Here is a 21,920-nt window from a genome sequence, read left to right as displayed (position 1 = left end):
AAACGCTAAGTCATTGAAGAAGCGACGAAAGCGTTTTTTAGTTTACACACAGCTCCAACCAACAGTCAGAACGGGATGTCGTCATCCATGTCGCTGCCGCGGCCACCACCGCCACCTGCCGGTGCGGCCACGCGGCGCTGCGGCGGAGCGCTCGACTGGCCGCCGCCGAAGCTGTCGCCCATGTCATCACCGCCGTAACCGCCGCCACCACCCGCGCCGCCGCCCTTGCCGTCGAGCATGGTCAGCGTCGAATTGAAGCCCTGCAGCACGATCTCGGTGGAGTATTTCTCGACACCCTGCGGATCGGTCCATTTGCGGGTCTGCAGCGCGCCCTCGATGTAAACCTTGGCGCCCTTCTTCAGATACTGTTCGGCCACCTTGGCGAGACCTTCGCTGAAGATCACGACACGATGCCACTCGGTCTTTTCCTTGCGCTCGCCGGTGCCCTTGTCGCGCCAGGTATCCGAAGTCGCGACGGTCAGGTTGACGACCGGATTGCCGTTCTGCATCCGGCGGACTTCTGGATCCTTGCCGAGATTGCCGACCAAAATCACCTTGTTGACGCTACCCGCCATGCCACTCTCCTACTCTCGAATCTGAATTGCTGATTGGGCGCCGGCGCAGGCCCTGGCCCGCGCGCAAACGCCGCTGATAATGGGACCCTATACGGTCCGCGCTCCCGCGCAGGCCCCCGCGACGGGGTTATCCACGATCTCTTATATGATCGTCCTCGCATATAGCATGTTCCATTTTTGTTCTCAAGGACACCCCTTGGCGAATTGTTGGGCGACGACGAAGTGCCGAGTCGTCGCTGTCGCGTCTGAGTCGAGCAATAGTGGAACCCGAAGGGAACCGCACCCGGCCAAAATTCATATACCTTTCATTAACTTAGAAACGGCCAAACATCGAAGACGAGTGTGCTATTTGAGTGACGGACTTTTTGGCAGACTTGCGTATATTTCGATCACTGAATTGCATTTGGCGCTTGCGCCGGGACACGAGGCTTCGCCGACGCGAAGCAATTTTGGGGAGAATTCACATGAAGAAGTTTCTGTTGGGCACCGTTGCCCTGATCGCTCTGGGCGCTTCGGTTCCGGCAATGGCCGCTGACCTGGCCGCTCGTCCCTACACCAAGGCTCCGGCCTATGTTCCCGCCCCGATCTACAACTGGACCGGTTTCTACATCGGCGGTCACGTCGGCGGCGCGTTCAACGGTTCGAACGGCTTCGGCGGCACCTCCGACAATTCGGACGGCCGTTTCCTCGGCGGCGTGCAGATCGGTTACGACTACCAGTTCGCTCCGAACTGGGTGTTCGGCATCGAAGGTCAGTACAGCTGGGTTGGTTCGAACAACACCAACGTCGCTTTCGTTCCGGCTGGCGTCACCTACAACCTGAACCAGAAGGGCCTCGCCTCGGTCACCGGTCGCATCGGTTACACTTGGGGTCCGGCACTGCTCTACGTGAAGGGCGGCTACGCTTACTCCGACTACAGCGAATCGCTGGTCACGACCGTTGGCGCCGTTCCGGTGGCTTTCGCAGCTGGCACCAAGCATGACGGTTACACCGTCGGCGCCGGCCTCGAATACCTGTTCACCCAGAACTGGTCGGGCAAGGTTGAGTACCAGTACTACGACTTCGGCAAGACCACCTTCGCTGCTCCGTCGCCGGTTGGCATCATCGGCCTGTCGTCCCGCAACGACGAGCACACCGTCAAGGCTGGCCTGAACTACCGCTTCAACTGGGGTGGCCCGGTCGTCGCGAAGTACTGAGCTTCGCGCCTGATTTCAGGCTCTTGATTACGGAAAGGCCGGCGGAAACGCCGGCCTTTTTCGTTTGGCTGGAAGCCCGGATTCCGGAGAGATTAAGAGCTAACCCATCGCCTTCGGTTGAATACTACCCACGACTGTAGCGCGCGAATTTTCACGCAACTATTGCGTTTGTTTTTCTCCGTTGCAAGGAAGGCACAGCCTGATTGCCTGAATCGCGCTAGGGTTGAAACACTCACAAGGGGAGCATGCCATGAAGAAAATTCTGCTCGCATCCGCCGCCCTCGCTGTTCTCGGCTCGGCAACGTCCGCTTCTGCGGCCGATCTCGCAGCACGGCCCTATACCAAGGCGCCTCCGATGATCGCCGTCGTCTATGACTGGACCGGTTTCTATATCGGCGGCAACGGCGGTTGGGGAACGAGCCGCAAATGCTGGGACACGACCCAGGTTCTCGGTGCCGCACTGGCCTTCAGCGAGGGATGCCATGACGCAAGCGGCGGCACGGCTGGCGGTCAGATCGGCTATCGCTGGCAGAGCACCGCTTGGGTGTTCGGTCTGGAAGCACAGGGCAACTGGGCAGACTTCAAGGGCTCGAATGTCAGCCAGCTCGTACTCGGTACGACCGGCAACCGGTCCAAGATCGAAGCCTTCGGCCTGTTCACTGGCCAGATCGGTTACGCCTGGAACAACACCCTTCTTTACGTGAAGGGCGGCGCTGCCGTGACGAGCGACAAGTATCAGGGCTACACCGTGGGAACCAATGTCGTATTCGATAACGCTAAGGAAACCCGCTGGGGCGGTACGGTTGGCGTTGGCCTGGAATATGGCTTCACGCCAAACTGGTCCTTCGCGGTCGAATACGACCATCTGTTCATGGAGACCAGCAGCAACAGCTTCACCGCTGTGACACTTCCTGTGACCTCGCGCATCGATCGCATCAGCCAGGACGTCGACGTCGTCACCGCCCGCATCAACTACAAGTGGGGCGGCCCTGTCATCGCCAAGTACTGAGACGAGTACTGAGAACTGCGACCGCCTTCCCTCATTCCGACAAACTTAGCCCGGCCTCGCGCCGGGCTTTTTGCTGGCGCCTCGCTCAGACCTGACGCGCTTCCGATTGGCAGTCCATTGGCATGAGCCCGATACCGGAAGACCTTTCCTGCGCAGGCCGTTCGATTTGCAGCCTTGCCTCGCAACCCCTCCGCCAACAAACCGTTGATCGTTGCTGTGGAGCACTGGAAATCCGTCCTCGTTCTTCCTATGTTCCGATGACAATCAATCGGCGTTGATCCCGGCCCGGCCGGCGGTGCGCGCCCGGATGAGCGCGCCTCGCGCGCTGGGGAATTGCCTGTTATGGACGAGATCATCAAGGCGAAGCGGCAGCAGGCCGCCGCGAACATGCGCAGCATCACCATCCGCGGCGCCCGCGAGCACAATCTCAAGAATGTCGACCTGACGATCCCGCGCGACAAGCTGGTGGTGTTCACAGGCCTGTCCGGCTCCGGCAAGTCGTCCCTCGCCTTCGACACGATCTATGCCGAAGGCCAGCGCCGTTACGTGGAGTCGCTGTCGGCTTACGCCCGGCAATTCCTCGAGATGATGCAGAAGCCGGATGTCGACCAGATCGACGGGTTGTCGCCGGCCATCTCCATCGAGCAGAAGACCACCTCGAAGAACCCACGTTCGACCGTCGGCACCGTCACCGAGATCTACGACTATATGCGCCTGCTGTGGGCGCGCGTCGGCATTCCCTATTCGCCGGCAACCGGCCTGCCGATCGAAAGCCAGACGGTGTCGATGATGGTCGACCGCGTGCTGGCGCTGCCGGAAGGCACGCGTCTGTACCTGCTGGCGCCGGTGGTGCGCGGCCGCAAGGGCGAGTATCGCAAGGAACTCGCCGAATATCTCAAGAAGGGTTTTCAGCGCGTCAAGATCGACGGCACCTTCCATGAACTCGCTGAAGCACCCGTACTCGACAAGAAGTTTCCGCATGACATCGACGTCGTCGTCGATCGCATCGTTGTCAGACCGGATATCGGCCAGCGCCTCGCGGAAAGTTTCGAGACGGCACTGAAGCTCGCCGAAGGTCTTGCGGTCATCGAATATGCCGACGCGCCTGCCGCCCCCGCGGACGACAAGAAATCCGACAAGAAGGTCGCGAAGATTCACGACAAGACAGGTGCCGAGCGCATCCTGTTTTCCGAGAAGTTCGCCTGCCCGGTCTCCGGCTTCACCATCCCCGAGATCGAACCTCGCCTGTTCTCTTTCAACAACCCCTATGGCGCCTGTCCGAAATGCGGTGGCCTCGGTGTCGAGCAGACCATCGATGCCGACCTGGTCATTCCCGACAAGGAGCTGACGCTGCGCAAGGGCGCCATCGCGCCATGGGCGAAGTCGTCGTCGCCTTATTACGTGCAGACGCTGACGGCGCTCGGCAAGTTCTATAAATTCACGCTCGACACCAAGTGGAAGGACCTGCCGAAGAAGACGCAGAACGCCATCCTGCACGGCTCGGGCGATGACGAGATCAAGTTCTCCTATGAAGACGGCGTGCGCTCCTACGACACCAAGAAGCCGTTCGAGGGCGTCGTCACCAATATCGACCGCCGCTTCCGCGAAACTGAAAGCGAATGGGCGCGCGAAGAACTCGGCAAGTATTTTTCCGACGTGCCCTGCGATGCCTGCGAGGGCTATCGGCTGAAGCCGGAAGCGCTGTCGGTGAAGATCGGCGGCAAGCATATCGGCAACATTTCGGAAATGTCGGTGCGCAAGGCTGGCGACTGGTTCGAGTCCGTGCCGGATCTGCTCAACAAGCAGCAGAACGAGATCGCTGTCCGTATCCTCAAGGAAATCCGCGAGCGCCTCTCCTTCCTGCTCGATGTCGGTCTCAACTATCTCACGCTGGCGCGCTCATCCGGCACGCTGTCCGGCGGCGAGAGCCAACGTATTCGCCTGGCGTCACAGATCGGCTCGGGCCTCACCGGCGTGCTCTATGTACTCGACGAGCCATCGATCGGCCTGCATCAGCGCGACAATGCCAGATTACTTGATACGCTGCGGCGGCTGCGTGATCTCGGCAATACCGTGATCGTGGTCGAGCATGACGAGGACGCGGTGATCGCGGCCGACTACGTGGTGGATGTCGGCCCCGGCGCCGGCACCCATGGCGGCAATATCGTCGCCCAGGGTACGCCCCAGGAGGTGATGAAGAATCCGAAGTCGCTGACCGGAAAATATCTCACCGGCGAAATGTCGGTGCCGGTGCCGGAGCGCCGGCCGCCGAACCATCGCCGCACCATCAAGGTGATCAATGCGCGTGGCAACAATCTCAAGAACGTTTCGGCGGAAGTGCCGCTCGGCCTGTTCACCGCGGTGACCGGCGTCTCCGGCGGCGGCAAGTCGACGTTGCTAATCGACACGCTCTACAAGGCGATCGCGCGCAAGCTCAACGGCGCCAGCGAAGGCGCCGCGCCGCATGACCGTATCGAAGGCCTGGAGCATATCGACAAGATCATCGAGATCGACCAGTCGCCAATCGGCCGCACGCCGCGCTCGAATCCGGCGACCTATACCGGCGCCTTCACGCCGATCCGCGAATGGTTTGCCGGCCTGCCGGAATCCAAGGCGCGCGGCTATGAGGCCGGCCGCTTCTCGTTCAACGTCAAGGGCGGCCGCTGCGAGGCCTGCCAGGGCGACGGCGTCATCAAGATCGAGATGCACTTCCTGCCCGACGTCTATGTCACCTGCGATACCTGCAAGGGCAAGCGCTACAACCGCGAGACGCTCGAAGTCCTGTTCAAGGGCAAGTCGATCGCCGACGTGCTCGACATGACCGTGGAAGAAGCCGCCGACTTCTTCAAGGCAGTGCCGCGTGTGCGCGAGACCTTCAAGACGCTGCATCGCGTTGGACTGGATTACATCCATGTCGGCCAGCAGGCGACGACGCTATCCGGCGGCGAAGCGCAGCGCGTCAAGCTCGCCAAGGAGTTGAGCAAGCGCGCGACCGGTCGCACGCTCTACATTCTCGACGAGCCGACCACGGGACTCCACTTCCACGACGTCGCCAAACTGCTCGAAGTGCTGCATGAGCTGGTGGCGCAGGGCAATACAGTGGTGGTGATCGAGCACAATCTCGAAGTCATCAAGACCGCCGACTGGGTCATCGACCTCGGCCCCGAAGGCGGCGACGGCGGCGGCGAAATCGTCGCCTGGGGTCCGCCGGAAGATATTGTCAAAGCACCGCGCAGCTATACGGGCAAGTTCCTGAAGCCGGTGCTGGAAAAGGCGGGGAAGCCCAAGAAGCGGAAGGCGACGAGCGAAGCGGCGGAGTGAAGGTAGCCACGCTTGAGCGATATCATCCAAAGAAATTTAGCTCTGCCGTTCGCATCTCTTGAAGGCATCGGCAAAGTCTATGCGTTCTTGGATTTGGAACATCCCGCAGTCCGCTGGGCAGTCATGAGAGGCATGCTCGTCTCCGCATCTCATGCAGCTGAGTCCGCAGGATTCGTTTCATTTATGCAAGCTGGCATTATTACTGCTGGCAATAATCCGCGCCTATTCAATGAAACGATAATCGATCTTTATCGGCAGAATCGATTTCCGCAATGTCGATCTCGAATGCGCGGGATCTATTTCTTCGGATCAATCGCCGAAGCGACGGCTCGCATTAATGACAATGATTGGCCAGCCTATTTCACAGCGGATAATTTAGTTGAATTCGACCTGCTTTGCGACACCATGCCAACAATCGTCGATGCAAACTGGATTACTTTCGCAAAAGTTGGCAGCGACGGACGCATACCTCTCGACAATCTAGATTGGATTTCGAGCTATTGGAGTGGCAAGCAGTACAACGAAAACCCGACATGGGAAGTTATCGCCGACGGTGTGGCTTTAGTTCTTGACGAAAAAATCCGTCGTATTTGCAACTCCTCTCTCGAAAAAGAATTTCCGAAATCGCATATTCCTATACTGATGGCGAGATTGGGATCGGAGGTTGGCAGTCGTGGTGGCCAAATATCCCCGTTCATACTCCGAGAGAACGAAAACGACGTCGTTTTGACTTATCTCTCGAGCGATGCGGAGTTTCATAACCCTGAAGTAATCCAAAGAATTGGTCAGCACCCAGATTCTGGAAAACTTTTCCGAATGATGTCTGATAATGAAACTTGGAACATGCCCGACCTTCGACCTTGGTTTGGGCATTATAAACTAGGTGAGCAAAAGATCGGCAGCCTTGGTGATATTCACATTCCCTCGCTGCATGAGAACAAACTGGCTCATGTCAGCGCTTAGAAAGAGTAGCTCGGATGAGAGCATCGACATCCAGATTGAATATCGCTTCGCATGCAAGCTATTATCTAGCTCACCTCATTTCCAATTTTGCTAAGATGAGCCCTCTGAAAACGGCATTTGGTTTTCGTTCTGACGACGTAAAGAAGCTGGAAAGCGTTCGCATCGCGCTCGAAACTCGCGATATCGCAGCGGCTGCCGAACACGGACGAGTGTTTAAGCTGACGCCGGTGTCGACATAGGCAGTAGCCCAGATGGGAGCAGTGACTTCCTAGATCTGTCATCGACGCGAACACAAGCGGTCGCGCTCATGCGGGCGACCAGTACCATGCCCTCACCTCAGCCCCGTCCCGTGGCACCGCTGGCACTTCACCACCTTCTCGCCCTTCTTCAGCAGGCCCTTGCCTTCGCAATTCTTGCACTTCTGCTTCTTCTTGGTGTTAGGGCCTTTCTGGTTCGGTCTATCGTCTGCCATGGGGGCCTCCTGCGGGTGATATGAAACGGTAATGACGGGCTTAGCACGCTTGCGTGCGGCTCATGCATCGTTTCGCCGCGCGGATGCGGGTTGAAAACCGGGTCTGATGGGATCATCCTTCAGACGGGTCGCATATCGGCCACGACTCAGACGAGAACCAGCCCGTGACCGCCACTGCCAAACATCCAGCCGAGACCGAGACCCCGGCCACCTCCCCGCCCGCCAGCCATGCCCTATAAGCTCGCCATTTTCGATTTCGACGGCACGCTGTCCGACAGCTTTTCGTGGTTCCTCAGCGTCATCAATTCCGTCGCCGACAAGCACAAGTTTCAGCGCGTCGAACGCGACCGCATCGACGAGCTGCGGAGCGTCGGCGCCGGTGAGCTGATCCGGCTGCTCGGTGTCGCCAAATGGCGGATCCCGTTGATTGCGCGCGACATGCGCAAGCGCAAGGCGCAGCAGATCGACCGCATTTCGCTGTTTCCAGGCGTCGACCGCATGTTCTGTGAATTGAAGGCGCGTGGCATGACGATTGCGATCGTCAGCTCCGATAGCGAGGACAATGTCCGACACGTGCTCGGCGATCTCGATCAGCACGTCGCCTATTTCGCATGCGGCGCCGGCTTGTTCGGCAAGACGGCGAAATTTCAGCGTATCCTTGAGCTCACCGGCATCTCTGTCGATGACACGATCAGCATCGGCGACGAGATCCGCGATATCGACGCTGCACGCGAGGCCGGAATCGATTTCGGCGCGGTGACGTGGGGCTATACCAGCGGAGCGGCCCTGAAAGCGCGCACGCCGAATTATGTGTTTTCCCGGATCGACGAAGTCATCGCGACGCTGGCTGTGCCAGGACGCTAACGGCCGGCCAAAGACAGACGAAACCCGCCGGCCTCACGACAAGACCGGCGGGCCTGATCGCTTGTTGTCACTGCCCGTGCTGGGCCATTTCCCCATCACTCAAATCCCAGTCCTGCCACAACTGCAGTGCTGCCAGCAGCACCACGAGACCGCCGAGGCAGGTATGGATGAATCTGAGCATGCCATCACCCGAATAACCGAGGAAAAGTGGCGAGGCGATCAGCCACAGACCGAGAATGATCGCGGCCACCTCCTCCCAGCGTTGCAGCGCGACATACTCAAGCTGCGCAAGGCCAAATACCAGGACGCCAACCGCCACCGTGTTAATGATTATGGCGCTGGGGGTCCCCCCGGTATATTGATGACCGTTCTGCGTAGGAAACCAGGGCGAGAGCGCAATCAGAACGCCAAGCGCCATGCCAAACCAGTCTTCCCACGTGCGATGCGTACCGAGAAACCGAGAGTCTGACATCGTGACCTCCTCCAAAAGAGGCATACGTCAGCGGCCGTTGGCATGACACTCCAACTGTCAAACGACCGATCCGGCCGCTTCGGGGCGTATGTCTACAATTGACGTAGGAACCCGCTTTGCCTTTGCAAGGCCACGCCAAAGCCATTTTTCACAGCGCGCAGAACGGCAAAGAGCCCTGCGCGACGACATGGATTTCCCTATCAGATGAAGCATGCGGCGGCTGCATTGCACCCGTTTAGAAATGACTGCTACCTTCTCCCGGACACCTGTGAATGGAATGAGAATGAGCAACGCGGTCTATAACAATACTTCGCTTCACCGTTTCGAACTTGCCGTCGACGGCCATATCGCTTTTTCCGAATATACCCGGACGTCCGATACCATCACCTTCGTCCACACTGTCGTGCCGCAGGAATTGGGCGGCAGAGGTATCGGCTCACAGCTTGCCCGCGGCGCGCTCGATGCCGTCCGCGCACAGGGATTGAAGGTCGTGGCGCAGTGCCCCTTCATCGCGGCATATATCGCGAAACATGCGGACTATCAGGATTTGCTGAAAGACGCGGCATGACCGGCGTTCGCGACAACAAGGCGCTCAATCGCTTCGAGCTGGATGTCGGCGACTCCGTCGCCTTTGCGAATTATCGCCGTGCTGGCGATCGCGTCATCATCACGCACACCGAAACGCCGCCTGCCCTGCGCGGCCGCGGCATCGCGTCAGAACTGGTCAAGGGCGCGCTCGGATTGATCCGTGCGGATGGGCTAAAGGTCGTGGCGGGTTGTTCGTTCGTGGTGGATTATCTGCGCCAGCATGCGGACTATGCGGACCTGGTCGGCTAGCTACACACACGTCTTTCCGGGGGCGCGCCCCCGGAATCTCGAAGTGTTTTGAGTCTTCCTTACATCGGGATTCCGGGTCTGTGCTTAGTCGGCGTCGCCGACTTGCGCACATCCCGGAATGACGAATGGATTGCGAACTCAAACGACCTTGATCGACATGTCCGGCAAGCCCTGGATCTTGCAAAGCAGCACGTCGCCTTTCACGACAGGGCCGACATTTTCCGGTGTGCCGGAATAAATGATGTCGCCGGCCTTCAGCTCGAAGGCGTCCGAGAGTTTCGATATCTGCTCGGCGACGCTCCAGATCATCTTGTCGAGGTCGGAGGTCTGCTTCACGGTGCCATTCACGGCGAGCGAGATCGGACCCTTGGTCATGTGGCCGGTCTTGCTGGCCGGATGGATCGGGCCGATGACTGCGGCGTGGTCAAAACTCTTGCCGATCTCCCATGGCTTCTTCTCGTCGCCCATGGCGCGCTGTAGATCGCGGCGTGTCATGTCGAGTCCGACAGCATAGCCGTAGACATGGTCGAGCGCCTTATCCACGGGGATATTGGTGCCGCCGGATTTCAGCGCGGCGACGAGTTCGACCTCGTAGTGATAGTTCTTGGTGAGCGACGGATACGGGTGATCGGCGACCTCGCCGATCTTGACGTTCTGGATCGCGTCGGTCGGCTTCTGGAAGAAGAACGGCGGCTCGCGCGTTGGGTCCGATCCCATCTCGCGGGAATGCGCCGCGTAGTTGCGGCCGATGCAATAGATGCGGCGCACCGGAAACACGTCGGTCTCGCCGACGATGGGGATCGTCACCGTCGCGACCGAGAATATGCCCTTGGGACCGGCCTGCGCCTGCGCGGCCTCGCCCGCCAATGCGCTGCCAGCCAGGGCAACGGCACCGGTGGTCAGAATCGTTCTGCGGTTGATGGGGTCCATGGCGTTTCTCCTCGTATGTTTTGTTGTTTTCTGGTCTTGTATTTATGCGTGCTGGTATACCACAGCAAAAAGGCCCGCGCGAGCGCGGGCCTTCAACTCCGTCACAAACGGAAAGCTTAGTGCTTGATGTCGGCCGGCAGCTTGCCGCCATTGGCAGCGAGCTTGGTCATCATCTGCTTGTGCAGCCAGATGTTCATGCTGGCGGAATCGCTGGTGTCGCCGGTGTAACCGAGCTCCTTGGCGAGATCCTTGCGAGCCGACAGGCTGGAGTCGATGTCGAGCGCCTTCATCAGGTCGACGATCGAGGTCTTCCATTCCAGCTTTTCGCCCTTGGCCGCCACGGCCTTGTCGAGGATCGCAGCAACGTCAACACTGTCCATCGGCGCGGCGCCTGCGGGAGCCGAACCGCCGGCGGCCGGCGCGGCATCAGGCGATGCTGCACTGGCGCTGGTGCCGAAAATCGCGCCCATGATCTTTCCGAAAATGCTCATATGTCGCTCCCAATAGCTTTCGTGACAGATTGAAGAATTCGTGCCGTGTTTGGTTCCGGCAGCACCAGCCGGTTCATACTTGTATCCGCCCACCGTTCGCTTGCCAATGCGACGCGATAGACTGCGGGGAAGAGTCGTTCCAAGCCAACTGCCCAAACCAACCGTCCAAGCCAGTTGGCAAAGTCGTCGACAGACCGTTTGACGTCGGTAGCAAGGTCCGACTGAATTGAGGCGAAAGCCCGGCCGCTGCATTGCAGCGCTGTGAATGTCGGACGACATTTTCACCGAAGCGTGAGCCACGGCGTCAGGTGCTGACCACGCCGCAAGGCTGGCAGCTCATCGTCTTCAATGGCGCAGCGACGAGTAATGTGGACCCGATAGTCTGATCTCGCCCAATGACGGCCTCTCGCAGAATTGCGCGAGAGGCCGTCATGCTGCTCTGATATCACTGCGCAAGCCTTGTTTTGGCCGTGGTTCACCGGAAGGCTCATCGCGCAATATCGTCGCGACATTATTTCACGATCGAATGAGAGCCTTGAGACCATGCGCGCCCTGCTTTGTACGTTTCTGCTTGGTACAGTCCTGATCTCGCCGCTAGCGCCGGCCGTTGCTGCGCCTTCCTGCGGCACAGGCAGTTTCGATGGTTGGCTCGCCGCCTTCAAGACGGAAGCGGTCGGCAAGGGCATTTCGCAGAAGACCGTCGATGCAGCATTGACCGGCGTCACCCTCGACAACAGCGTGCTGTCGCGCGATCGCGGCCAGCAGGTCTTCAAACAAAGCTTCGAGGAATTTTCCGGGCGCATGGTGCCGCCAAGGCTGCGTCGCGGCAGCGACATGCTGAAGCGTTACGGCTCGGTGCTCGGACGCATCGAACAGCAATATGGGGTGCCCGGTCCGGTGCTGGTGGCGATCTGGGGACTGGAGACCGACTATGGCGTGAACGTCGGCAAATTCCCGACCATCCGCGCCATCGCGTCGCTCGCATATGATTGTCGACGCGCCGAGATGTTTCGCGGTGAATTGCTCGATGCCCTGCGCATCGTCGACCGCGGTGACCTCGCGCCTGCCGAGATGCATGGCGCCTGGGCCGGCGAAATCGGCCAGACGCAATTCATGCCATCGTCCTACCTGAAATTCGCTGTCGACTTCGACGGCAATGGCCATCGCGACCTGTTGCGCAGCGCGCCCGACGTGCTGGCCTCAACGGCAAACTACCTCGCCAGCTATGGCTGGAAGCGCGATCAGGATTTTGCGCCGGGGACTGCGAACTTCGCGGTCATTCAGCAGTGGAACAAGAGCGAGGTCTATTCGAAGACCATCGCCACTTTCGCCAGTCAGCTCGCCAAAGAACCATAAGCTCGCATGGGATGATGGAAGGGCCGTCCGCTCCTCAGCAAGCGGCCCCTCCCGTGATCTCTTACTTCGTCATGCCAACATGCATTGCCCTGGTCAGATGGACCGCACACACGCCCATCTTGTTGTCGAGCAACGCGGTCTGCGCGTCCGTCATTTCCTTGAACGCAACCCACTTCGCATCGCCGTCCGGCATCGCTTCGACCGCGGTTTCGGTTTTCAGCAGGTTGCTGCCGCTGCAGCCTTCCATACGTGCAGCCGAAGCCGGCACCGTAGCGAACACAACAGCAGCCATGGCGGCCGCTCCCAGTAATCTTGTGATCATCTTATTTGTCCTTCGCAACAGAACCGACGCCATTGCCGGATTCTGTAGAAGGAATTGATACTTCCCGCTGCGATCCAGGAAATAACAGCCGCAGTGAATTGAATGTGAGCCGGTTGTGATCGCCACCAAGAACACTCAACTTTTTGGCGCTTCAGACATCACGAGCAACAAACTTACACAAATGTAATTCGCGCGATTTCACTGACGTCGCAGCATCGGCCTTTTGATGTGCTTCCGGAGGCCAGCAGCAACCGCGTTTCGCGCAGGACCTCGAGTTGCATATGTATTTGCCTTCACGCATGCAGTTTAGAGAAAAGTCGCCCCGCAAGCCTCGCGTAAGGATGACTTTATGTTCATTCTTAACACTCGTATGCGAATCACGCATAGCGACGCCAGGCAGGAACTTACGAGGAACCGCCGAGTGCGCTGGCTGATTGAGGTCAGAAAGGCTTCATCGCGCCGGTTCAGCCTCTGGCATCCGGCTGAGCTTTGGAATACCTCCAAACGCATGATTTAACTGACTAATTAACAGCTACGATCATCTCTAAAGGTGCCTCAATACGCACTGTGCCCGCAAAATCGCCTCCGAGCGCCGAGAGGTTAATCATTCCTTGCGCGAGCTATGCAGTCCTTGACTAGCTGCATCGCAACATCTCGACTGCTGCACTGCGATATTGTCACCTATATTCACTTCAACAGCGAAGCACCTCGCAAGAGATGAATCGCTTAACGAAGGAGAACTCAAATGCTGCTTTCATTCATCCGCATGATCCAGGCGTTCCGCGACTATCAGCGCAACGTTGCCGAACTCTCCCAGCTCAGCGATCGCGAGCTTTCCGACATCGGTCTCGACCGTTCGGACATTCCGCGCGTTGCTTCTGGCGCCTATAACGGCTGATCCGTCAGGACGTTCTATCTGTCCTGCCTGACGTTTCACGGATTGCGCCCGCCTCGCGCGGGCGCAATCGTGGTTCCCTGAAGACACCGTCTTCGGAGCCAGACGCCTTCGAGCCAAAGCGTCTTCAAAGCTTTGGCTAACCGGCCGAATTTCCGCGAAGCGAATTCCACTTCGCGCCGAAACGCGCTACATGCGGGGCCATGACAACAGCCCCAAACCCAGACGACTGCGTCCATGTGATCGGCGCGGGCCTCGCCGGCTCGGAAGCCGCTTGGCAGGTCGCCAATGCCGGCATCCCCGTGATCTTGCACGAGATGCGGCCGCACCAGATGACCGACGCCCATCGCACCGATGGCCTCGCCGAGCTGGTCTGCTCCAATTCCTTCCGTTCTGACGACGCGCTCAACAACGCTGTCGGCCTGCTGCACGCCGAGATGCGCAAGCTGGGCTCGCTGATCATGCGCTGCGCCGATGCCAACCAGGTGCCCGCCGGTGGCGCACTGGCAGTGGATCGCGACGGCTTCTCCGATGCCGTGACCAAGGCGCTGAACGACCACCCGCTCATCACCATCGACCGCGCCGAAGTCGCCGGCCTGCCGCCTTCCGACTGGCGCAATGTCATCGTCGCGACAGGGCCGCTGACCTCCGCAGCGCTCGCGGACGGCATTCGTGGGCTGACCGACGAGAACGCGCTGGCCTTCTTCGATGCCATCGCACCCATCGTGCACAAAGACTCCATCGACATGGAGATCGCCTGGTTCCAGTCGCGCTACGACAAGGTGGGACCCGGCGGCACCGGCGCCGACTACATCAACTGCCCGATGACCCATGAGCAATATGATGCCTTCATCGATGCGCTGCTGGCGGGCGAAAAGACCGACTTCAAGGAATGGGAAACCAACACGCCCTATTTCGACGGCTGCCTGCCCATCGAAGTGATGGCCGAGCGCGGCCGCGAAACGCTGCGTCACGGCCCGATGAAGCCGGTCGGCCTCACCAATCCCAGGGATCCGCTGGAGAAGCCCTACGCCATCGTGCAGCTGCGCCAGGACAACAAGCTCGGCACGCTCTACAATATCGTCGGTTTCCAGACGAAGCTGAAATACGGCCCGCAGCAGCAAGCGCTGCGCATGATCCCCGGCCTGCAGAACGCGGAATTCGCACGGCTTGGCGGCCTACATCGCAACACCTTCCTGAATTCGCCGAAGCTGCTCGACGACCAACTTCGCCTGAAGGCACAGCCGCGGCTGCGTTTCGCCGGCCAGATGACCGGCTGCGAAGGTTATGTGGAGTCCGCCAGCGTCGGCTTGATCGCCGGTCTCTATGCAGCGGCCGATGCCAAGCACCAGTCGCTGGCTCCGCCGCCCGTGACGACGGCGCTGGGCTCGTTGCTCGGCCATATCACCGGTGGCCATATCGAAACCATCGATGCAGGACCCCGCTCTTTCCAACCGATGAACATCAATTTCGGCCTGTTCCCGCCGCTGGCCCAAGCGCCGACCAAGAAGCCCGACGGCTCGCGGCTGCGCGGCAATGAGAAGACCGTTGCCAAGAAGCAGGCGATGAGCGTGCGGGCGCTGGCCGACATGGATGACTGGATTGCCGCCAGCCTGCCCGTTGCAGCCGCGGCATGACGCCGGCGATTTGAATTTCAGGATTGTTCGATGAGTTTGCCGCCACAGGACGCCGCTGCGCTGTCCAAGACCTGGACCGAAGGCGTGTTGCTGAAACGCGACGTGTTCTCGACCGTCGAGCGCGGCCGCTATCGCACGTCATCGGGCGAAGTCGATGCGGTGCTGCGCCGGCTCGACCAGGTGCCGTGGTGGTCATATCTGCTGGCGCTGCATCTGTTCACGCGGGAGCGCCGTGCACTGACGCTGGCGCGCGATCTGCGCGTCGGGCCTGAATTGCTCTGGGCCGGCGACCGCGCGCTGGTGCGCGGCTTCATCGACGGCGTCGCACTGCATCTCGCCAAGCCGCATCACGATGCGCGATATTTCAAATCCGCGAAGCTGGCGCTGCGCAAGCTGCATCGTATGGGCGTGTGCCACAATGACCTTGCCAAGGAGCAGAACTGGCTACGCGGCAGCGACGGGCTAGCTTATGTTACCGACTTCCAGCTTGCGGTCTGCTTCAAGTCCCGCAGCCAGTTGTTTCGCATCGCGGCCTATGAAGACCTACGTCATCTCCTGAAGCACAAGCGGACTTACGCGCCGGAGCTTCTGACGCCGAAGGAAAAGGCGATTCTGGCGAAGAAGTCGCTGCCGGCACGGATCTGGCTGATGACCGGCAAGAAGGTCTATCGCGCCATCACCCGCGGCATCTTCAACTTCACCGACCGCGAAGGCGGCGGCAAGCGCCTGGTCAACGACGCACCCCCTCTGCTCGAGATCATCAAGCAGAACCCGGCGGTGCGCGACGCATCGATCGTCGCCTTTGCCGACCGGCGCACCGGCGTCGGCCTCTATGCATTCGTGGAAGCCGATGACATCGCGCTGGAAACGAAGCTGCAGGGTGAACTGGCTGCCACAAAGGGCGCGAAGCCGCCGGAGCATCTGCAGGTCGTCGCGGCGCTGCCCCGCGACGCCTCAGGCCGCATTCGCACCGAAGTGCTGCAGCTCGTCGCCATGAACCAGGTCGATCTGCTGGAGCCATTGATGACCAGCGACGCCGACCGCGCATTCCTGAAGGGCATTCTGGAGTCGCGGAAGAACCTGCGCGACCGTTTCAACTTCGAGACGACAGACCAGAAGCTGACGTCACACTGAGCGCGACGCGCGCCACAGCGTCCACAGGGTCCGCAGCCGCGATCTGACATGGAGCTCGAACGGATCGTGATCCGCTCGGACCATTTGCGCCAGATCGTGCTTCACCAGCGCCATGGGCAGGAACGCCGCGCGCGCCGCCGGTACTACATCCGCAAGCATTCCCTGCGCTGTCGCGAGTTGCTCCCGCGCACCTGATATCAGCCGATCCAGCGTTTCGCGGATACCGGGCGTCATCTTGCCGGCAAACATCTGATCGGCGCTGCTGCCGTTCTGCAGGAGCATGTCCTGGGGAACGAACAACTGCCGCCGCATCGTGTCATAGGGCAGACGCGTAATGATCCACGCGACGCCTTGCGCCAGCCCGGCATGCTCGGCGACATGAGCGCTGGCCTCAGACCCGTCGCCAAGGATCTTGGCCGATGAGAACAGCAAAGTCCCGAGCGTATCGCGAAAGTGGCTCTCGAGAAGCGCGAGATCCGGCATCGGGTCGTTGTAGAGATCGAAGATGTGCACATCGATCAGCTTGGACAGCCTGTCGATGGAAAGATCGTGCGCGCGGATCGCTAGCAGTAATTCGGCAGCAACGGGGTTCTGTTCGACATCGCCATGACCTGCGCCGGCCAGCATATCGGTCCACCATTGCAACCGGATCTCGCCAGGCAATGGCTGTTTCACGAGCTCGCGGACGCGGGTAATTTCCGTATTGAACGCATAGAGCGCCAGCAGCGAACGGCGCTTGTCGGCAGGCACGAACAAGGTCGCCGCGTAGCGGTCAAAGTCATGGCTGCGCACCAACTCCGCGCAGAAAGCCGCGGAGCTCTGATCAGCACCACTCATGGCACCGCGATCAGCGCAGCGGCAACGCGGCGGCGCTCGCCCAACATGACATTATAGGTGCGGATCGCCGGGCCGGTTTGCATCGCGTCGATCACCACGTGAAGATTGCGCAAGGCGTTGCGAAGATCGTTCGGGACGATCCAGACCTCGTTGCCGGTGCCGATGATCAGTGTGTCGATGCCTGCCGCGCCTTCGAACACGCGCCGCAGCGAATGGCGGTCAATGTCACTGGCCTTGGTGACCGACCATGCCCACACCGCATCGGGCAGGCACAGCAGCGAGCCCTGATGCGACATGGTGTCGAAGTGGAAGCCGCCCTTGCCGTAAGCTTCGATGGCGGCCGAGCGCGGAAGGTGCGGCGCTTCGGGATCGACCGGCATCTCAGGGCTTCGGCTTCGCGGCTGGCTTGTCGGCGTCTTCGCGGTGTTCGCCGACGCCGAGATAGATCAGCAGCGGCGCCGCGATGAAGATCGAGGTGTAGGTGCCGACCAGCACGACGCCGAAGATCATGACGGCGGTGAAGGAGTGGATCGCCTGGCCGCCAAACGCGTAGAGCGCCAGCAGCGCCAGCGTCACGGTGACGTGGGTGATGATCGAACGCGACAGCGTCGAATTGATCGACTCGTTCAGCAGCTCCGGCATCGGCATCTTCTTGTAGCGACGCAGAATCTCGCGAATACGATCGTAGATGACCACGGTGTCATTCAGCGAATAACCGAGAATGGTCAGCAGCGCCGCAATACTGGTGAGATCGAAGTCGACCTGCGTGATCGACATGAAGCCGATCGTCAGCACGATATCGTGGACGTTGGCGATCATGGCGCCCAAGGCGAACTGCCATTCGAAGCGGAACCAGAGATAGATCAGGATGCCCATGATCGCGACGATCAGGCCGAGCATGCCGTAAGCCAGCAATTCGCCGGAGACGCGCGGACCCACCACTTCGACGCGGCGATATTCGACGCTGTCACCGAGGGCTGCACGAACCTTCTGAACGGCGGCCTGCTGCGCGGCATCGCCACCCGGCTGTTCGGCCAGACGGATCAGCACGTCGGCCGCGCCGCCGAACTGCTGCAGCTGCACGTCACCGAGTTGCAGGGCGGCGAGCGTCGAGCGCATCGCGCTGATATCGGCCGTACCGGATTTGGCCTGGACTTCGAGCAGCGTGCCACCCTTGAAGTCGATGCCGAAATTCAGTCCGTGCGTGAAGAACAGCACGATGGCGAGGATCGACAGCAGCGCCGAGATCGGGAACGAGATGCGGCGGAAACGCGTGAAATCGAACTTCGTATCGTCGGGGACGATGCGGAGCGACGGCAACAGATCGAAGATCGCCACGATCGACAGAATGACGATCAGCGCGCCCAGACCTGCCAGAACCATTTGTGTCGTTGTCAAAATCTGCTCCGTAAACTCAAATCGGCACGCTGGTCGGCCGCTTCCACCTGACCCAGCCGGCGACGATCAGACGGGTCACGGTGAAGGCCGTGAAAACCGTTGTGATGATGCCAATGCCAAAGGTCACGGCGAAGCCGCGGACCGGTCCGGTGCCGATGTAAAACAGCACCGCAGCGGCGATGAAGGTCGTGATGTTGGAATCCAGAATGGTCGCCAGCGCGCGCTTGAAGCCGGCATCGATCGCCGAAATGGCGGTGCGGCCGGCGCGCAACTCCTCGCGGATGCGCTCATAGATCAGCACGTTCGAGTCCACGGCGATGCCGACCGTCAGCACGATGCCAGCGATGCCGGGCAGCGTCAGCGTGGCGTTGAGCAGCGACAGGATACCGAAAATCATCAGAACGTTGATGGTCACCGCGATATTGGCGAACAGGCCGAACAGGCGGTAGGTCAGCAGCATGAAGACGATAACGAGGATCGACCCGACATAGGCCGCAAGCTCGCCCTTGGCGATCGAGTCGGCGCCGAGGCCGGGGCCAACGGTACGCTCCTCGATGATGCTGAGCGGCGCAGGCAGCGCGCCGGCACGCAGCAGGATCGCGAGATCATTGGCGCCCTGCACCGTGAAGCTGCCGGAGATCTGACCGGAGCCGCCGGTGATCGGCTCGCGAATGACCGGGGCGGAGACCACTTCGTTATCGAGCACAATGGCGAAGGGCAGATTGACGTTCTTCACCGTGGCATCGGCAAACTTGCGCGCGCCAGACGTGTTGAAACGGAACGAGACGATCGGCTCGTTGGTGCGCTGATCGAAGCCCGGCTGCGCATCGGTCAGGTCAGCGCCCGAGACCAGCACTTCCTTCTTCACGAGATACGGCGTCTTCGGAGACTGCGAGCTCATCAGGAGTTCGGAGTCCGGCGGCACCCTGCCTTGTGCCTGCTCGGCCGGGAGCGAGGTGTCGACCATGCGGAAGTCGAGCTTCGCGGTCTTGCCCAGCAGTTCCTTGAGGCGGGTCGGGTCCTGCAGACCCGGCACCTGCACCAGGATGCGATCGAGGCCCTGACGCTGGATCAGCGGTTCGACGGTGCCGAGTTCGTTGACGCGGCGCTCGACGATCTGGATCGACTGCTCGACCGACTGGCGGATGCGATCATTGATAGCTGCCGGCGGCACCGAAAGACGGATCAGGCCGTTGCCTGCGTCCGAGACTTCCAGGCTGCGCTGGCCGCTCTGCCCCATCAAGCCGCCGAGCGGCTGTGACAGTTCACGCAGCTTGGTGAGCGCGGTCTGATACTCGGTGTCCTTGGTGATACGGACTTCGACATTGTCGCCGCGAACGCCAAGGCCGGTATAGACGATCTTGGCATCACGCAGTGTGCGGCGGACGTCGTCGCGCACCTGATCGAGCTTGTCCTTCTTGACCGAATTGGCATCGACTTCGAGCAGGATGTGCGAGCCGCCCTGCAAGTCGAGGCCCAGCACCAGATGGCGCTGCGCCCATTTCGGCCAGGTTTTCACGGTGGCTTCGGGGAAGAAATTCGGAACCGCGCACAGGCAGACCACGAGCGCCGTCAGAATGACCGCCAGCGCCTTCCACCGCGTGAAATACAACATCGAGATGATCCGTCAGATTCTTGAAATGGCGACGCGCAAACGCATCAGCTCGCGGCCGCGTCGTCCTTGGCATCAGCCTTGTCCGCCTTCTCCTTGGCGGGCTCACCTTTGGTGCGCACGCCCGAGATCATCGTGCGGAGCTGACGTACGCGAACGCCTTCAGCGAGTTCGAACTCGACCTGCTCGTCATCGACCACCTTGGTGACCTTGCCGACGAGACCGCCCGAGGTGACGATGGTGTCGCCGCGGCGGATGTTCTTCACCATCTCGGCGTGGTCCTTCACCTTCTTCTGCTGCGGACGCAGGATCAGGAAATACATGATCACGAAGATCAGAGCGAAAGGCAGCAGCGACATCAGCATGCTGTTGGTGTCGCCGCCGGCTGCAGCCTGGGCAAACGCAGGGGTAATGAACATCGGAAGTCCTCGTGAACGCTGGGGAATAACCGGCGACGCGTCGGCGTTCGGCCGGTTTGGGTAAATTCGCGCGGACTATAGCGGCCGGCGTCCCAATTGCAACGCCGGTAAACCCTCTGATTTGTCTGCGATTTGTACCGCTTGCGGATGTGTTCCGGGCTCGATATGGGTGCGCGCCGAGGAAAGTCAAAAATGTCAAAAAAGCCCAATAAAACAAGCCGCCACCCTGCCAAAAAGGCTCCCGCGACCCGCACGACGAAGACCGCGGCAAAACGTCCGCGACCAGCCGCCGCCCCCCCGATGGAGGAGCGGATCGCGCTCGCCCTCGAAGCCATCGCCGCAGGTATGGCTGCCACGGCGCCGAAGCGCTCCAATGCCGATTCTCTGGCCAGCGCCGAGGCCTTCATATGGCATCCCGACGGCCGCCTGGCTCCAGTCCCCAAAGTCAGCCGGGTCGATATTGGCTTGCTGCAGGGCATCAATCAGCAGGTCGACACCCTGATCGAGAACACCCGGCGTTTCGCCAACGGCCTGCCGGCCAATAATGCGCTGCTGTGGGGCGCGCGCGGCATGGGCAAGTCGTCGCTGGTCAAGGCCGCGCATGCCTCGGTCAATGCCAGCAAGTCCGTCGCCGGCCGCCTCAAGCTGGTCGAGATCCATCGCGAGGACATCGAGAGCCTGCCGGCGCTGATGGAACAGATCCGTGCCTCGGATTTCTATTTCATCGTGTTCTGCGACGACCTTTCTTTCGACGGCAACGATGCGTCCTACAAATCGCTGAAAGCCGTATTGGAAGGCGGCATCGAAGGCCGGCCGGACAACGTCATCCTCTATGCGACCTCGAACCGCCGCCATCTTCTGGCGCGCGAGATGATCGAGAACGAACGCTCGACCGCGATCAATCCCGGCGAAGCCGTCGAGGAAAAGGTGTCGCTGTCAGATCGTTTCGGCCTCTGGCTCGGCTTCCACAAATGCAGCCAGGACGAATATCTCGACATGGTGCGCGGCTATTGCAGCCATTACAGCATCAAGACCGACGCCGCCGAGCTGGAGCGAGACGCATTGGAATGGTCGACCACCCGTGGCTCGCGCTCAGGTCGCGTGGCTTGGCAGTTCGTGCAGGAGCTCGCCGGCCGTCTCGGCGTGAAGCTGGCCACAAAGTAAAGGCAAATGCCGCCCC

Annotated in this window: 23 protein-coding genes; 12 read left to right on the top strand and 11 right to left on the bottom strand. The window is 60.4% G+C overall.

The features are described from left to right. Positions 1-65 precede the first annotated feature (65 nt). Entirely contained in the window at positions 66-575 is a 510-nt protein-coding gene (locus AB8B02_RS09760) for a single-stranded DNA-binding protein (protein WP_092142634.1), read from the bottom strand. Positions 576-1,039: 464 nt separating this feature from the next. Here AB8B02_RS09760 and AB8B02_RS09755 point away from each other — a divergent pair, with 464 nt between their 5' ends. From AB8B02_RS09755 to AB8B02_RS09740, 4 genes are all read left to right on the top strand, one after another. Continuing rightward, positions 1,040-1,771 carry an outer membrane protein gene (locus AB8B02_RS09755; protein WP_439063815.1) on the top strand — a complete coding sequence of 244 codons (732 nt, stop codon included), beginning with the start codon at positions 1,040-1,042 and terminating at the stop codon, positions 1,769-1,771. 250 nt (positions 1,772-2,021) lie between these two features. After that, a complete protein-coding gene (locus AB8B02_RS09750) occupies positions 2,022-2,780 on the top strand; it encodes an outer membrane protein (RefSeq protein ID WP_439063814.1) in 759 nt (252 codons plus the stop codon). 342 nt (positions 2,781-3,122) lie between these two features. Continuing rightward, complete coding sequence (gene uvrA / locus AB8B02_RS09745; RefSeq protein WP_093758686.1) at positions 3,123-6,101, top strand: excinuclease ABC subunit UvrA; 2,979 nt, start codon at positions 3,123-3,125, stop codon at positions 6,099-6,101. Between the two features lie 12 nt (positions 6,102-6,113). Further along, positions 6,114-7,064 carry a hypothetical protein gene (locus tag AB8B02_RS09740; protein WP_439063813.1) on the top strand — a complete coding sequence of 317 codons (951 nt, stop codon included), beginning with the start codon at positions 6,114-6,116 and terminating at the stop codon, positions 7,062-7,064. A gap of 331 nt (positions 7,065-7,395) precedes the next feature. On the opposite strand, the gene AB8B02_RS09735 is transcribed toward AB8B02_RS09740, so the two are convergent. Then, complete coding sequence (locus tag AB8B02_RS09735) at positions 7,396-7,536, bottom strand: hypothetical protein (RefSeq protein ID WP_165826921.1); 141 nt, start codon at positions 7,534-7,536, stop codon at positions 7,396-7,398. A gap of 228 nt (positions 7,537-7,764) precedes the next feature. On the opposite strand from AB8B02_RS09735, the gene AB8B02_RS09730 reads away from it, so the two are divergent. Continuing rightward, on the top strand, positions 7,765-8,400 hold the full coding sequence (locus AB8B02_RS09730) for an HAD-IA family hydrolase (protein WP_089264461.1): 636 nt from the start codon (positions 7,765-7,767) through the stop codon (positions 8,398-8,400). Positions 8,401-8,467: 67 nt separating this feature from the next. On the opposite strand, the gene AB8B02_RS09725 is transcribed toward AB8B02_RS09730, so the two are convergent. Next, entirely contained in the window at positions 8,468-8,872 is a 405-nt protein-coding gene (locus AB8B02_RS09725; RefSeq protein ID WP_439063812.1) for an SPW repeat domain-containing protein, read from the bottom strand. A 283-nt stretch (positions 8,873-9,155) separates the two neighbouring features. On the opposite strand from AB8B02_RS09725, the gene AB8B02_RS09720 reads away from it, so the two are divergent. Continuing rightward, positions 9,156-9,440, top strand: a complete 285-nt coding sequence (locus AB8B02_RS09720) for a GNAT family N-acetyltransferase (RefSeq protein ID WP_120289883.1) — start codon at positions 9,156-9,158, stop codon at positions 9,438-9,440. After that, positions 9,437-9,709: a GNAT family N-acetyltransferase gene (locus AB8B02_RS09715; protein ID WP_309943946.1), complete on the top strand. Its 273-nt coding sequence runs from the start codon at positions 9,437-9,439 to the stop codon at positions 9,707-9,709. The genes AB8B02_RS09720 and AB8B02_RS09715 overlap by 4 nt, the downstream gene beginning before the upstream one ends. Before the next feature lie 138 nt (positions 9,710-9,847). Here AB8B02_RS09715 and AB8B02_RS09710 read toward each other — a convergent pair whose 3' ends face one another. Beyond that, positions 9,848-10,639: a fumarylacetoacetate hydrolase family protein gene (locus AB8B02_RS09710; RefSeq protein WP_093758690.1), complete on the bottom strand. Its 792-nt coding sequence runs from the start codon at positions 10,637-10,639 to the stop codon at positions 9,848-9,850. Positions 10,640-10,755: 116 nt separating this feature from the next. Beyond that, positions 10,756-11,130, bottom strand: a complete 375-nt coding sequence (locus AB8B02_RS09705; protein ID WP_089264465.1) for a DUF3597 domain-containing protein — start codon at positions 11,128-11,130, stop codon at positions 10,756-10,758. 543 nt (positions 11,131-11,673) lie between these two features. Between AB8B02_RS09705 and AB8B02_RS09700 the strand changes: the two genes are divergently transcribed. Then, entirely contained in the window at positions 11,674-12,486 is an 813-nt protein-coding gene (locus tag AB8B02_RS09700) for a lytic murein transglycosylase (RefSeq protein WP_175367032.1), read from the top strand. 61 nt (positions 12,487-12,547) lie between these two features. Here AB8B02_RS09700 and AB8B02_RS09695 read toward each other — a convergent pair whose 3' ends face one another. Further along, positions 12,548-12,778 (bottom strand): hypothetical protein, encoded by a 231-nt coding sequence (locus AB8B02_RS09695; RefSeq protein ID WP_320444061.1) that lies wholly within the window; start codon positions 12,776-12,778, stop codon positions 12,548-12,550. Positions 12,779-13,553: 775 nt separating this feature from the next. Between AB8B02_RS09695 and AB8B02_RS09690 the strand changes: the two genes are divergently transcribed. From AB8B02_RS09690 to AB8B02_RS09680, 3 genes are all read left to right on the top strand, one after another. Beyond that, positions 13,554-13,706, top strand: coding sequence for a DUF1127 domain-containing protein (locus AB8B02_RS09690; RefSeq protein ID WP_081421766.1), 153 nt, complete (start codon positions 13,554-13,556; stop codon positions 13,704-13,706). 200 nt (positions 13,707-13,906) lie between these two features. Further along, positions 13,907-15,340, top strand: coding sequence for a methylenetetrahydrofolate--tRNA-(uracil(54)-C(5))-methyltransferase (FADH(2)-oxidizing) TrmFO (trmFO, locus tag AB8B02_RS09685; RefSeq protein WP_439063811.1), 1,434 nt, complete (start codon positions 13,907-13,909; stop codon positions 15,338-15,340). A 30-nt stretch (positions 15,341-15,370) separates the two neighbouring features. Further along, complete coding sequence (locus AB8B02_RS09680; protein ID WP_439063810.1) at positions 15,371-16,474, top strand: serine/threonine protein kinase; 1,104 nt, start codon at positions 15,371-15,373, stop codon at positions 16,472-16,474. Here the strand turns inward: AB8B02_RS09680 and AB8B02_RS09675 are convergent. From AB8B02_RS09675 to yajC, 5 genes are read right to left on the bottom strand one after another with little or no spacing between them, the layout of a single operon-like run. After that, a complete protein-coding gene (locus tag AB8B02_RS09675) occupies positions 16,466-17,311 on the bottom strand; it encodes a phytoene/squalene synthase family protein (protein ID WP_439063809.1) in 846 nt (281 codons plus the stop codon). The two genes, AB8B02_RS09680 and AB8B02_RS09675, sit on opposite strands and share 9 nt — an antisense overlap. Continuing rightward, positions 17,308-17,691: an Mth938-like domain-containing protein gene (locus AB8B02_RS09670; RefSeq protein ID WP_089264470.1), complete on the bottom strand. Its 384-nt coding sequence runs from the start codon at positions 17,689-17,691 to the stop codon at positions 17,308-17,310. Before AB8B02_RS09670 ends, AB8B02_RS09675 begins: the two co-directional genes overlap by 4 nt. Before the next feature lies 1 nt (position 17,692). After that, entirely contained in the window at positions 17,693-18,694 is a 1,002-nt protein-coding gene (gene secF, locus AB8B02_RS09665) for a protein translocase subunit SecF (RefSeq protein ID WP_170849718.1), read from the bottom strand. A 31-nt stretch (positions 18,695-18,725) separates the two neighbouring features. Continuing rightward, positions 18,726-20,324 (bottom strand): protein translocase subunit SecD, encoded by a 1,599-nt coding sequence (gene secD, locus AB8B02_RS09660; protein WP_093758696.1) that lies wholly within the window; start codon positions 20,322-20,324, stop codon positions 18,726-18,728. Positions 20,325-20,368: 44 nt separating this feature from the next. Continuing rightward, on the bottom strand, positions 20,369-20,740 hold the full coding sequence (gene yajC, locus AB8B02_RS09655; protein ID WP_093758697.1) for a preprotein translocase subunit YajC: 372 nt from the start codon (positions 20,738-20,740) through the stop codon (positions 20,369-20,371). A gap of 192 nt (positions 20,741-20,932) precedes the next feature. On the opposite strand from yajC, the gene AB8B02_RS09650 reads away from it, so the two are divergent. Beyond that, positions 20,933-21,904 carry an ATP-binding protein gene (locus tag AB8B02_RS09650; protein ID WP_439063808.1) on the top strand — a complete coding sequence of 324 codons (972 nt, stop codon included), beginning with the start codon at positions 20,933-20,935 and terminating at the stop codon, positions 21,902-21,904. The last annotated feature ends 16 nt before the right edge of the window (positions 21,905-21,920 follow it).

Origin of the sequence: Tardiphaga sp. 862_B3_N4_1 (assembly GCF_051811085.1) — a bacterium.
Taxonomy (GTDB): Bacteria; Pseudomonadota; Alphaproteobacteria; order Rhizobiales; family Xanthobacteraceae; genus Tardiphaga; species Tardiphaga robiniae.
This window is presented reverse-complemented; position numbering and strand designations above follow the sequence as displayed.